The organism is Barrientosiimonas endolithica (assembly GCF_030296655.1).
GTDB classification, from domain to species: domain Bacteria; phylum Actinomycetota; class Actinomycetes; order Actinomycetales; family Dermatophilaceae; genus Barrientosiimonas; species Barrientosiimonas humi.
On sequence record NZ_AP027735.1, the window covers coordinates 2946429 to 2958390 of the forward strand.

Genomic DNA, 11962 nt, shown 5'->3' on the forward strand with positions numbered 1-11962 from the left:
CTTCGCTGCAGCACGGTCGTAGCGCTATAACCGCGTTTCAGCGACGGGGGAGGTCAGCCGGGCAGGGCCGAGAAGGTGCCGCCGTTGATCTGCGCTGCCGGCTCCTCGAACTGGTCGACCACGACGTCGGCGAGCAGCGCGACAGGCGTGTAGCCGGTGAACTTCGCCTCTGGCTTGTCCTCGCGCATCTGCGGCGTCAGCAGCGCCTTGATGCGCAGCACCACCGCGGCCGCCTCGGTCTCGCGGAAGGAGTGCGCCAGCGCCTGCATCCACGCCTCGGCACCCGCCTTGGCCGTGAGGTAGAACGCGTTCCCGGCGGTCGGGCGGTCCAGCGCCGTGGTCGACACGATGACCACCCGCCCGATCGGCGACGCCGCGATCGGATCGTGCAGCGCGCGCGTGGCGTGCTGCAGCGTGACCACGAGGTTGTCGTGCAGCCATCGGTAGTCGGCGAGGTCGGCCTCGACGATGCCCTTGCCGCCCCGCCAGCCGCCGACCAGGTGCACCAGCCCGTCGACCCGTCCGTGCTCGGCCAGCAGCTGCCGACCGAACGCCTCGGTCGCCTCGGCGTCGAGCAGGTCGACCACAGCCGGTACGACCCGCTCACCGGCGAGGGCGTCGAGGCTCGCGCGGTCGCGCCCGACCGCGACGACCGTGGCGCCGGCGTCGACCAGCCGCTCGATCACCGGCGGACCGGCCGCGCCGGTCGCGCCGGTGACCACGACGACGGCGTCGCGCAGGCTCACGCGGCCACCCGGGTGTCCGCGCTGGTCGCGGTGATACCCGAGGTCGAGGCGATGGTGTCGCCGAGCTTCTTGCGCAGCGCCTCGTAGAAGACGTTGAGCGGGAACTCGTCGGGCTGCACCAGGTCGGTCAGGCCCTTGGGCGGGCCGTCCAGCGGCAGCGCGGCAGCACCCTTGGCCCAGGTCGAGGCCGGGTGCGGCGCGACGTAGGTGGTGACGAACTCGTACGACGCCAGCCAGTGCCCGACGCGCGACCGGTCGATGCCGGAGCGATAGAGCTTCTCGACGTCGTCGCACAGCGCGACCACGACCTCGGGCACCCGTCGCCAGTCGAACGACAGCTGGTTGTCGGTCCAGCGCAGCGCGTCCTGGCTGTGCAGGTAGGCGAACAGCAGCTGCCCGCCGAGGCCGTCGTAGTTGCGCACCCGCTCACCGGTGATCGGGAAGCGGAACAGCCGGTCGAAGAGGATGGCGTACTGCACGAGCTTGGCGTACGGCTGCCCCTGCTTCTCCAGCTCGACGGCCTGCCGGAAGGTGTTCAGGTCGCAGCGCAGCTCCTCGAGGGCGTACATCCAGAACGGCATCCGCTGCTTGATCATGAACGGGTCGAACGGCAGGTCGCCGTGGCTGTGCGTGCGGTCGTGGATCAGGTCCCACATCGCGAAGGTCGACTGCGCGAGGTCCTGCGAGCGCACGAGCCGCTCGGCGTCGGGCGGCAGCTGCAGGCCGAGCAGCGACGAGGCCTCGGAGACGACGCGGCGGAAGCGCGCGCCCTCGCGGTCGCAGAAGATCGCGCCCCAGCTGAACTTCGGAACCTCCCGCACCGCAACGGTTTCGGGGAACAGCACGGCCGAGTTGGTGTCGTAGCCGGGGGTGAAATCGATGAAGTTCACCGCGAGGAACATCTTGTTGTCGTACATCTGCTCCACCTCGGCGAGCCAGTCCGGCCACTGCACGGACACCAGCAGTGCCTCGAAGACCCGGTCGGGGTTGCCGTTCTGGGTGTACATCGGGAAGACCACCAGGTGCTCGATGCCGTCCTCGCGCGAGAGGTCGGGGCGGAACGCCATGAGCGAGTCGAGGAAGTCGGGCTTGGCGAAGCCGGACCCGACCCAGCGGTCGAGGTCGCCGGGGAGGGCCGCGAGGTAGTCGGCGTCGTGCGGGAATCGCGGTGCCAGCGCAGCGATCTCGCGCTTCATGGTGTCGACGAGCTCGCGGGCACGGTCGAGGTCGTGCTGCTCGCCGTCGATCGAACCGTCCTTGCTCTGCGTGGCGCGCAGCTCGACGACCGCGGCCTTGAGGCGCTGCCACTCGGGCAGGTCGACGGTGCCGGAACCGCTCACCGCGGTGAGGGTCGCGGCGCGGTTGCCGCCGCTCGCCCAGGTGACCACGTTGCTGACGAAGCGCGCGTTGTCGAGCTCGTCGATCGAGTCGTCGCCCGCGAGGTCGGAGTCGGCGAGCACGACCACGCGGCCGGCGTCGACCGGGAGCGCGACGGCGACCGGCTGGCGCGCGGGGTCGGCGGTGGCGCTGGTGCGCTGCAGCACGAGAGCCTGCGGAGCCTCGCTGGTGTCGATGGTGCCGGCGCGGTAGAACGCGACCTCGTCGACGCCGGCCAGCAGACCCTGACCGGCCCCCTCGCCGGCCTCGGCCAGCACCCAGGTCGCGTTGCCCTGGTGCCGGCGGCCGCCCTCGGCCGACTCGTGCACGAGGGTGCTGCGCAGCCCCAGGCCGAACCGCGCGAGGAGCTCGTTGACGTTGTTGCCGTAGGTGTCCTGGTCGCACTCGCCGAGCACCACCAGGCCGCCGCCGGACCGGACGAACTGCTCGACCGCGTCGAGCTCGGCACCGGTCAGCACCGGAGGCAGGTCGCCGACGACGCGCTCCGAGCGCGCCTCGGCCGGGTGCGCGACGACCAGCACGTCGGCGCCCTCGAGCGCGTCGGCGGTGAGCTCCCCTGCTCGTGGCCCACGACCTGCAGACCGGTGCCCTGCAGCACCTCGGCGGCGCGGGCCAGGCTCGCGTCGGCCGGGTTGGCGGGGTTCATCCGCGCCGCCACCTCACGGCTCAGCGACCACGCACTGCTGTGGGCCTGGTCGACCAGGATCTTCGGGAAGACGCTCATGACAACCCCTCTCACGGTGAAGAATCTTTCGCGCTGACCACGGTAGGCGACAGATTCTCCATCCGTCCACCGGGGTGGGGGCGGGTGCATCCGGCGCTCACCCCCGGCGTGATCCAGGTCACCGCCGCCCGGTTAACCTGCGCCCATGCCCGTGCAGCGACTGTTGCCGACAACGGAGTCGGCAGACCTCATCGAGCTGACGCGTGACGTCTGTCGCCGCAGCCTGGCCCCTGTGGTCGACGAGACCGAGCGCAAGGGCGAGATGCCGCGCGAGACCTATCGCACGCTGGGGCAGGCCGGCCTGCTGTCGCTCCCCTACCCCGAGGACCTCGGCGGGGGCGGCCAGCCGCAGGAGGTCTATCTGCAGGTGATCGAGGAGATCGCCTCGACCTGGATGTCCGTCGCCGTCGGCGCGTCGGTGCACAGCCTCAGCTGCTACCCCATCGCCACCATGGGCAGCCGCGAGCAGCAGGAGACCTTCCTGCCCGACATGCTGAGCGGCGAAAAGCTTGGCGCCTACTGCCTTTCCGAGCCCCAGGCCGGGTCCGACGTCTCCGCGATCTCCACCCGCGCCCGGCGCGACGACGACGGCGGCTGGGTGCTGCGGGGGCGCAAGGCGTGGATCTCCAACGCCGGCCACGCCGACTTCTACACGGTGTTCGCGCGCACCGGCGACGACCCGACGAAGGGCCTGTCCTGCTTCCTCGTCCCGCCGGACGACCTCACGTTCGCCGAGCCCGAGAAGAAGATGGGGCTCGCGAGCGACCCGGTGCGCGAGGTGATCCTCGACGACGTGCGGGTCGGCCCCGACCGCCTCATCGGCGAGGAAGGCATGGGCATGAAACTGGCGCTCACCGCCCTCGACTCCGGACGCCTCGGAATCGCTGCCGCCGCAACGGGACTCGGCCAGGCAGCACTCGACCTGGCGATCTCGTACGCCCGCGAGCGCAAGCAGTTCGGTCGCCCGATCGCCGACAACCAGGGGCTCGCGTTCCTGCTCGCCGACATGGAGACCGCCGTCAGCTCGGGGCGCACCGCCTACCTGCACGCCGCGCGGCTGCGCGACGCCGGCATGCCGTTCACCAAGGAGGCCGCGGTCGCCAAGCTGACCGCCACCGACGCGGCGATGCGGGTCACGACCGACGCGGTGCAGGTGCTGGGCGGCGCGGGCTACACCCAGGACTTCCCGGCCGAGCGGTTCTTCCGCGACGCCAAGGTCACCCAGATCTTCGAAGGCACCAACCAGATCCAGCGGCTGGTCATCTCGCGCCAGCTGATCACTGCCTGAAAGGGATTCACGTGCAGATCGACGACAAGACCGTTGCCCTCGTCACCGGCGGAGGCTCCGGCCTCGGCGAGGCGACCGCCCGCCGGCTCCACGCCGACGGCGCGGCCGTGGTGCTGGCCGACCTCGAGGGTTCGCGCGGCGCAGACCTGGCCGCCGAGCTCGGCGAGCGGGCCACGTTCGTCACCACCGACGTGCGCGACGAGCAGCAGGTGCAGGCCGCGATCGGCGCGGCGAAGGAGCTCGGCGAGCTGCGCGTCGTCGTCAACTGCGCCGGCGTCGGCACCCCCGGGCGGATCATCAGCAAGCGCGGGGTGCACAGCCTCGAGGACTACCGCACGGTCATCGAGATCAACCTGATCGGCACGTTCAACGTGCTGCGCCTGTCGGCCGAGGCGATGCTCGGCAACGAGCCGGTCGACGGCGACCGGGGCGTCGTCGTGATGACCGCGTCGGTCGCCGCGTTCGACGGACAGATCGGCCAGGCGGCGTACGCCTCGTCCAAGGGCGGCATCGTCGGCCTCACCCTCACCAGCGCACGAGACCTGGCGGACAAGGGGATTCGCGTCATGACGATCGCGCCCGGCACGTTCGAGACGCCGATGCTCGCGGGGCTGCCGAACGACGTGAAGTCGGTGCTCGAGGCGCAGGTGCCGCACCCGTCGCGGCTGGGCCGGCCGGCGGAGTACGCCGCGCTCGTCGCGCACATCGTCGACAACCCGATGCTCAACGGCGAGGTCATCCGGCTCGACGGCGCGCTGCGCATGCCGCCGCGCTGATCCGATCCGGGCGGAACGAACCCCGGGCCGGGTGACGTCGTAGCCGCGAGACCTCGAAGGAGCGTTCGCGACCATGACGATGACCCAGCTTTCACCCCGGACCGACCTGGATCTGCAGCGGCGCGGCAGCGCGCTGCGCGAGGAGATGCTCGCCGCCGCGCTCGACCCGAGCGACCCGCGGCTGCGCCTGGTCGCGGTCGGGCGCCACGCGATCGACGAGCAGGTCGAGCGGATCGAGTCGATGGCCCGCGCCAGCGTGACGCGGATGCAGACCGGCTGGCGGCTGCCCGGCCCGTGCCCCGAGACGGTGCGGCCCGTGCGGCTCAGCGTGATGGTCCCCGAGCAGGCCGTGGCCCGCTGCCCGCTGCTCGCCTGCCCCGGCACCGGCGTGCGCGTCGCGCCCGTGGCGGTGGACCTCACCCTGGTCGACGACCACGTGGCGATGATCGCCGGACCGGTCACGCGGCGGCACGAACCGACGCTGTACGCCTCGACCAACCACGAGCTGCTGCTGCCGCTGCGCGAGCTGCGCGACGACCTGCTCGAGGTCAGCGAGCCGGCCGAGGACGCGCCCGACGCTCCGACCTCGCGCCAGCTCGAGGTCGCCCGGTCGCTCGCCCGCGGCGACAAGGACGTCACGACCGCGCGCCGGCTGGGGACGTCAGTGCGCACCGTCGAGCGGGAGGTCTCGGCGATCCTCGCGCTCGTCGGCGCGGGCAACCGCCGCGAGGCGACGATGATCCTCAACGGGGCCGCGAGGTAGCCTTGACCGGCCCGTCCCCGGGCCGCGCCGGTGTAGCTCAGTTGGTAGAGCGCCTCTCTTGTAAAGAGGATGTCGCGGGTTCGACTCCTGTCACCGGCTCCGCGCGCCGAGCCAGCCCGCCGGCCCCGCCGCCCACGCCGCTCCGGTGAGAGTGCGCAAAGGGCCCATCGAAGGCGTACGACATGGGCGTGTTGCGCACTCTCAGCAGCACGCCCGGGGCTCAGCCGGGCATCGTGAGCAGGGCCGCGAGGGCGCCGAGCAGCATCCAGGGGCCGTACGCGAATCGCGTGCTGCGAGAGGCGCGTCCGGTCAGGAGCAGCACGCCTGCCCACAGGCCGCCCAGCACGAATCCGAGCAGCAGGCCGACCAGGGCCACGGTGACGCCGAACCAGCCGAGCGCGCCGGCGAGCAGGACGCCGAGCTTCACGTCGCCGAGCCCCATGCCGCCGAGACCCAGGACCAGCAGCACCATGAGCGCGACGCCTGCGGCCCACGCGGCGGTGACCCAGCCCTGCCAGTCGCCCTCGCGCCAGCTCGCGAACGCGAGGAGCGCGCCGACCACCGGGACCGACCCGAGCGTGAAGATGTCGGGGAGGCGGTGGACCGCGAGGTCGATGGAGGTCAGGGCGACGCCAGCGGCGGACAGGACCGCGAGCGCGGGCCAGGCCCACGGATGGTCGACTCGACCGGCGACTGCCAAGAGCCCTGGCCACAGGATCGCAAGGGCCACCGGCTCCCAGGCCAGGCGCGGGAGGGCGCCGGTGCGGGTGGTCTCGATACGCCGCTCGGCTAGCGCCTCGCGACTACTCGACCGGCTTGGGCGCGCCGTCGGGCTGCTCGACCGGCTCGGTTGCTCCTCGGGGAGGCGCCAGGAGCCGCGCACCAGCCACCGACGTACGACCACGCCGGCTCCCCCGCCGGCGACGGCGGCGAGCAGCAGGGCGTAGATCGGCACGGCGCCATCCTGCCGGGCGACCGGGTCCGGCAGGCGGCTGCGACCTCACCCTGTGGACGAGGCTCACCACGCACGCGACCGCACGACACAACGCACGAGGCGCACCGGCAAGCCGGTGCGCCTCGTGGACGTCGTCTCAGATCGCGAGGATCAGAGGACGTTGTTGTTCAGGTAGACCTGCAGCGCCCGGGTGGTGCGGTAGTTCATCCGGTAGGCGCCGTCGCGCGAGATGCCGATGCGGGTCTGCAGCGCGGCGATGGTCTTCGGGCCGATCGAGCCGTCCTGGGTCACGCCGAGCTTGCGCTGCAGCGCGCGCTTGGTGATCGGGCCGAACGAGCCGTCCTGGGTGGTGCCGACCCACTTCTGCACGGCCTTGGTGGTGAGCGGGCCGAACGAGCCGTCGAGCGCCAGCTTGCTGGTGGTCGGGCGGGTGGTGTCGCGGCTCACCGAGTCGCCGCTGCCGACCACGACCGCGAGGCCGTTGGTGCGGGTCAGGCCGGCGCGCACCGAGCAGACCGGCCAGGCGCCGGGGCCCTGCACGCGCAGCGTGGCCTGGGCGATGAGGATCTGCTGCTCACGGGTGGCGCGGTTGGCGGTGTAGGCGTACTTCTGGCCGCCGAACGCCTTCCAGGTGGAGTAGGAGAACTGCAGGCCGCCGTAGTAGCCGTTGCCGGTGTTGATCGACCAGTTGCCGCCCGACTCGCACTCGGCGACGCGGTCCCAGACGTTGGTGGGGGTGTGCGCCTCGGCCTTGCCGGCGGTGCCGAGCCCGGCGCCGACGGTGGCCGCGGAGAGGATGACGACACCGGCGGCACGGCGACCGGTGCGAGAGACGGTCTTGGGTGCAGCGTGCTTCGGGGTATAAGGCACGAAGGGTTCCTTCCCTGACGAACGCCTGCGAGGTGAGCTGTCGGGTTCGAGCTGTCAGGTGCCCGGCCGGGTCTCCCCGGCTTCACCCCAGGACGCTGTCGCGCCCGGTGTTGGGTCCCCCGCCCTCGTCTGCGCCCCGGACCGTCCGGGGAAACGCGCCATGGGTGACGAGGTTCGGCGTTCTGGCGCGCGCACAAAGGGTTTTCAGTTGTCGCACGCCCTGTCGGTGACGGCACAGTTGTCATCGCCAGGGCCGCCAGAATGTTACGGCACGGAAGGGGTACGACGGGGGCTAGTTGAACCAGAAACTCACCGGCGCCGGGCGCGGCGACGGCGGACCGCCGACCGGTCCAGCGGTGAGGACATCAGGTCGCCGAGCACGATCCCGGTGCTCAGCGCGAGCGCCACACCGGCCGCGCCGACCAGGGTGACGACGCCCTCGCTGGTGGCCGCGGCGGCGGCCTCGCCGACCACCGTGCCCGACACGGACTCGTACATCCCCTGGAAGATGCGCAGCCCGGGCAGCAGCGGCGAGATCGCGGGGACCACCAGCACCATCGGCGGCGCCCCGAGCCGCAGCGCGGTCACCCGGCCGAGCAGCCCCATGGCGATGGCGCCGACGGCGACCGCCGAGGTGGCGCCGAGGTCGATGTAGCGGGTGAGGGTCTGCGACACCAGCAGCCCGACCATGCCGAGCAGCGCCGTCGGCAGCAGCATGCGCAGCCGCGAGCGCATCGTGATCGCCGAGGCGAGCGCGCCGGTGGCGCCGCACAGGACCACCAGCCACAGCAGCGGCTCCTGCCCCTCGAACCGCAGCGCCCCGGGCGTGCTGAGCTCCAGGTCGAGCGCCCGGTCCAGCCGCAGGGTGAGCGAGAGCCCGAACGCGACGCCGATGATGATGCCCGCACCGGTGAGCACGGTGGTGAGCATCCGGCCGGCGCCGGTCACCGGATAGCCGGTGATGGCGTCCTCGACCGCCGAGGTCATCGAGCGCCCGGGCAGCTGCACCACGATGCCGCCGGCGACGGCGTAGGCGAAGTCGACGGTGGACATCGCCCACGGCCCGTCGCCGAGGCGGCTGAGCACGAACGCCAGCCACCCCAGCACGGTCGAGATGGCGCCGCCGGCGGCGCAGACGTAGAAGTAGGGCAGGCCGCGCCGGCTCAGCCCCGGCCGACCCGGTCGATGATGATCGCCGACACCACCGCCACGGCGATCGCGACGATGCCGCCGCCGAGCAGCGCGGCCACCGAGCCGGCGAGGCCGCCGTAGCCGAGGGTCACCAGCCAGCGCGGGTAGAGCCGCGGCTCGCGCTGCAGCTGCTTCAGCTCGGCCCCGGCCTGCTCGACGTCGAGGTCGTTGGTGATGATCCGGTCGACGAGGTCGTGCACGGCGGCGAGCCGGGCGAAGTCGCGGGTGGAGGTGCGCACGACGCGCAGCGCGGTGAGCGGCTCGCCACCGCTCGGGGCCGGCCCCTGCACCAGCAGCGACTGGTTGGTGATGTCGACCTCGAGCCGGCGCAGACCGAGCGAGGCCGCGACCGCGATGACCGCGCTCTCGACGTCGCGGGTCGAGGCGCCGCAGCGCAGCAGCAGCTCGCCGACGCGCACCGACAGCTCCATCCGGCGGCGCCGCTCGGCGATCTCGCCGGGCTCGTCGCGCACCCGCGGGTCGCGGTAGGGCGTGTGCCGCAGCGACTCGCGCAGCGGCAGCGGGTCGGTGACCGGTTCGCCGCGCATCAGGCGCCGGCGCACCGGGCGCAGCCTGGCCGCGGGCCGTTCGGGCGAGGAGGAGTCGGCCACGGGCGTCAGCCGGGCAGCTGCGGGATCCAGTCGTCGAGCGACCAGGAGCCCTGGGGGTCGAACGGCCACCAGCTGACCGCCATGTCGTTCGTGAAGGCCCAGAACGCGCACCACACCGCGATCACGACGCACAGCGCCATGACCGCCTTGGTGAGCGGCTCGCTGCGCAGCAGCCCGCGCACGATGCTGCGCGAGCCGCGCCGCATCGACGGCCCGCCCGGACCCCACCACAGCACCCAGGCAGCCATCAGCGTGCCGACCACCCAGGGCAGCGAGGCCTCCAGCTCGGGCCGGTCACCGGTGGTCATCGACACCAGCAGCGCCGTGGTGACGGCGGCGACGCCGCCGACGAAGGCCGGCAGCAGCAGGGAGAAGAACGTGGCGACGACGGCGCGCAGCCCGTGCCACGGCGAGGCGACCACGGCCATCACCCCGTCGGACCGGCGCGCCCCTGCTGGAAGCGGCGCAGCACCATCGAGGTCATCGACCGGTCGGTCCAGCGAGCGGCGATCGTCCACAGCACGAGCAGGCCGAGCCCGACGGCCGGCCACAGCGCCGTGATGCCGAGCAGCGCGAGCAGCAGCCCCGCGAGGCTGCCGGTGCGCGCCGACAGACCGATGCGCGGGTCGGGCTGACGCGCGGCCCAGTCGTGCGGCGCGGTCGGGCCGGTCGGCCCACCGCCGGACTGCCACGGCTGCGGCTGGCCGCCCTGCGCCGTGGGGTACGCCGGTGTCGCCGGCTGCGCAGGAGCGGGCTCGGCCTGGGGCCGGCGCCCCCACCCGCGGCGGGCGGGCTGCGCGGGCTCGGGCCGGGTCGCGGGGTCGGGGCGGGTGCCCGGCTGCGGCCGGGCGACCGGCTCGGTGGGCGCCGGGCCTGCGGGAGGTGCGGAAGACGTACGGGCAGAGGCGGGTTCGCGCGTCGGCGTCGCGAACGGGTCGGTCTGCGCGGCAGGTGCGGCCAGCGGCAGCACCGAGGTCGAGGAGGGCTGCGCCTGCGGCTGCACCTGGGTGTGCGGAACGGCCGGGGTCTGCTGGGTGCTCGGCCGGCCCGAACCGGCGTCGGGCGCGGTGGTCTGCACCGGCACCCCGCGCGTATGACCGCCCGCGGCATAGCGCTCGAGCTCGTCGAGGACCGTGGCCGCGTCGGGCCGCTCCGTGGGCACCGGCGACAGGGCGGCGGCCAGCAGCGGCCGGAGTCGCTCGTCGACCCCCGACAGGTCGGCCTGCCCCCGCGAGACCCGGTCGAGCACGACCGGCATCGGGCCCTTGCCGAACGGCGCCTTGCCGGACGCCGCGAAGGCCAGGGTCGCCGCCCAGCCCCACCAGTCGGTGGAGTCGGAGACCGGCGCGCCCTCGACCACCTCGGGCGAGAGGTATCCGGGGTCCCCATGACCAGCCCGGTCATGGTCAGGCGCACGTCGTCGGCCGCGTGGGCGATGCCGAAGTCGATGAGCACCGGGTCGTCGCCGACCATCAGCACGTTGCCGGGCTTGAGGTCGCGGTGCACGACGCCCGCGCGGTGGATCTCCTCCAGCGCCTCGGCGAGGCCGCGGCCCAGCACGACGAGCTGGTCGGGCGAGAGCGGGCCGCGCTCCTCGACGACGTCGTCCAGCGGCGGGCCGGGGACGTAGCGGGTGACGAGGTAGGGGTTGGGACCGTCGATGTCGGCGTCGAGCACGGGGGCGACGCCGTCGTGGCGCACCCGCGCGAGCGTGCTGACCTCGCGGCGCAGCCGGTCGCGGGCTCCGTCGTCGTGGGCGATGTGCGGCCGCAGCACCTTGACCGCGACCTCGGTGCCGTCGCGGTCGACGGCCTTGTGCACCACGCCCATGCCGCCCTCGCCGATCTTGTCGACGAGCAGGTAGGGCCCGAGCATCTGCGCCCCGGGGCCGAGCTCGAGCGTGGGGTCGTCGTCGGGGCTCGTGCCGCGTCCCCCGCCGAGCACCGCGGTGGGCAGGCGATGCCCCTTGGTCACCGGGTCGCCGGAAGCGCGCTCCTGTGGTCCCCTCGGCGGGCGCGCGTCTGCTGCCATGCCTCCACGGTAAGCCGTCTCCCTCACAGATCCTGGGAGCCGGTCGGACCCGCGCTGGGTGTCAGCCCTGGATATAGGTGGTCAGGTGGTCGCGCTCGGCCTGCAGCTCGTCCATGCGCTGCTTCACGACGTCGCCGATGCTGACGATGCCCGCGAGCCGGCCGTCGGCGAGCACCGGCAGGTGCCGGATGCGGTGCTCGGTGAGCTGGCGGGCCACGCCCTCGATCTCGTCGTCGGGCTGGCAGGTCAGCACGTCCGTGGTCATGATCTGCGCGACCGGGCTCGCGAGGTAGTCGACGCCGCCGTCGCGCAGCCGACGCACGACATCGCGCTCGCTGACGATGCCGACCGGCGCCGGGGCCTCGGGGTCGTCCACGACCACGACCGCGCCGATGCCGTGCTCGCCGAGCAGGTCGACGAGGTCGCCCACGGTCGCGTCACTGCGGATGGTGACGACCTGGTTTCCCTTGTTGCGGAGGACGTCGTTGATGCGCATGACTGAATCTAACGCCGGTCGCCGCGCCGCGTCACGGTCTGGCGCGACCGGATCGCGACCACCCCGATGGGTCGCGACCACCCGCGACTAGTGTCGAATCAGACGACTCGTCC

General features: G+C 72.9%; 13 protein-coding genes, 1 tRNA gene, 1 pseudogene and 1 riboswitch. Of the genes and pseudogenes, 4 read left to right on the plus strand and 11 right to left on the minus strand.

The window, feature by feature from the left end:
• Nucleotides 1–53: 53 nt before the first annotated feature.
• From QUE40_RS14945 to QUE40_RS14955, 3 genes are read right to left on the minus strand one after another with little or no spacing between them, the layout of a single operon-like run.
• The gene (locus tag QUE40_RS14945; RefSeq protein WP_142006589.1) at nucleotides 54–746 is read right to left on the minus strand and encodes an SDR family NAD(P)-dependent oxidoreductase; all 693 of its coding nucleotides are present in this window, start codon (nucleotides 744–746) and stop codon (nucleotides 54–56) included.
• Nucleotides 743–2665: a DUF6421 family protein gene (locus QUE40_RS14950; RefSeq protein ID WP_289231447.1), complete on the minus strand. Its 1923-nt coding sequence runs from the start codon at nucleotides 2663–2665 to the stop codon at nucleotides 743–745. The genes QUE40_RS14945 and QUE40_RS14950 overlap by 4 nt, the downstream gene beginning before the upstream one ends.
• Nucleotides 2596–2868, minus strand: a complete 273-nt coding sequence (locus QUE40_RS14955; protein ID WP_289231448.1) for a hypothetical protein — start codon at nucleotides 2866–2868, stop codon at nucleotides 2596–2598. Before QUE40_RS14955 ends, QUE40_RS14950 begins: the two co-directional genes overlap by 70 nt.
• Before the next feature lie 145 nt (nucleotides 2869–3013).
• Between QUE40_RS14955 and QUE40_RS14960 the strand changes: the two genes are divergently transcribed.
• From QUE40_RS14960 to QUE40_RS14975, 4 genes are all read left to right on the plus strand, one after another.
• Complete coding sequence (locus QUE40_RS14960; protein WP_289231449.1) at nucleotides 3014–4156, plus strand: acyl-CoA dehydrogenase family protein; 1143 nt, start codon at nucleotides 3014–3016, stop codon at nucleotides 4154–4156.
• A gap of 11 nt (nucleotides 4157–4167) precedes the next feature.
• Nucleotides 4168–4932, plus strand: a complete 765-nt coding sequence (locus tag QUE40_RS14965; RefSeq protein WP_289231450.1) for a 3-hydroxyacyl-CoA dehydrogenase — start codon at nucleotides 4168–4170, stop codon at nucleotides 4930–4932.
• A 73-nt stretch (nucleotides 4933–5005) separates the two neighbouring features.
• Nucleotides 5006–5695 (plus strand): helix-turn-helix domain-containing protein, encoded by a 690-nt coding sequence (locus QUE40_RS14970; RefSeq protein ID WP_289231451.1) that lies wholly within the window; start codon nucleotides 5006–5008, stop codon nucleotides 5693–5695.
• 26 nt (nucleotides 5696–5721) lie between these two features.
• A tRNA-Thr gene (locus QUE40_RS14975) sits at nucleotides 5722–5794 on the plus strand.
• A gap of 121 nt (nucleotides 5795–5915) precedes the next feature.
• Here the strand turns inward: QUE40_RS14975 and QUE40_RS14980 are convergent.
• The 8 genes and pseudogenes from QUE40_RS14980 to QUE40_RS15010 form a co-directional block, all read right to left on the minus strand.
• Nucleotides 5916–6650 carry a prepilin peptidase gene (locus QUE40_RS14980; protein WP_289231452.1) on the minus strand — a complete coding sequence of 245 codons (735 nt, stop codon included), beginning with the start codon at nucleotides 6648–6650 and terminating at the stop codon, nucleotides 5916–5918.
• A 150-nt stretch (nucleotides 6651–6800) separates the two neighbouring features.
• Nucleotides 6801–7520, minus strand: coding sequence for a transglycosylase family protein (locus tag QUE40_RS14985; protein ID WP_142006626.1), 720 nt, complete (start codon nucleotides 7518–7520; stop codon nucleotides 6801–6803).
• 7 nt (nucleotides 7521–7527) lie between these two features.
• Nucleotides 7528–7674, minus strand: a riboswitch (cyclic di-AMP (ydaO/yuaA leader).
• Nucleotides 7675–7829: 155 nt separating this feature from the next.
• Nucleotides 7830–8627, minus strand: coding sequence for a threonine/serine exporter family protein (locus QUE40_RS14990; RefSeq protein WP_289231453.1), 798 nt, complete (start codon nucleotides 8625–8627; stop codon nucleotides 7830–7832).
• 56 nt (nucleotides 8628–8683) lie between these two features.
• Nucleotides 8684–9322 carry a threonine/serine exporter family protein gene (locus QUE40_RS14995; RefSeq protein ID WP_289231454.1) on the minus strand — a complete coding sequence of 213 codons (639 nt, stop codon included), beginning with the start codon at nucleotides 9320–9322 and terminating at the stop codon, nucleotides 8684–8686.
• A 5-nt stretch (nucleotides 9323–9327) separates the two neighbouring features.
• Nucleotides 9328–9750 (minus strand): hypothetical protein, encoded by a 423-nt coding sequence (locus QUE40_RS15000; protein WP_289231455.1) that lies wholly within the window; start codon nucleotides 9748–9750, stop codon nucleotides 9328–9330.
• Nucleotides 9750–10682, minus strand: coding sequence for a serine/threonine-protein kinase (locus tag QUE40_RS15005; protein ID WP_289231456.1), 933 nt, complete (start codon nucleotides 10680–10682; stop codon nucleotides 9750–9752). Before QUE40_RS15005 ends, QUE40_RS15000 begins: the two co-directional genes overlap by 1 nt.
• Before the next feature lie 98 nt (nucleotides 10683–10780).
• Nucleotides 10781–11353: pseudogene (locus QUE40_RS19440) on the minus strand (serine/threonine-protein kinase); the annotation flags it as partial.
• 61 nt (nucleotides 11354–11414) lie between these two features.
• Nucleotides 11415–11849: a CBS domain-containing protein gene (locus tag QUE40_RS15010; RefSeq protein ID WP_289231457.1), complete on the minus strand. Its 435-nt coding sequence runs from the start codon at nucleotides 11847–11849 to the stop codon at nucleotides 11415–11417.
• Nucleotides 11850–11962: the final 113 nt, after the last annotated feature.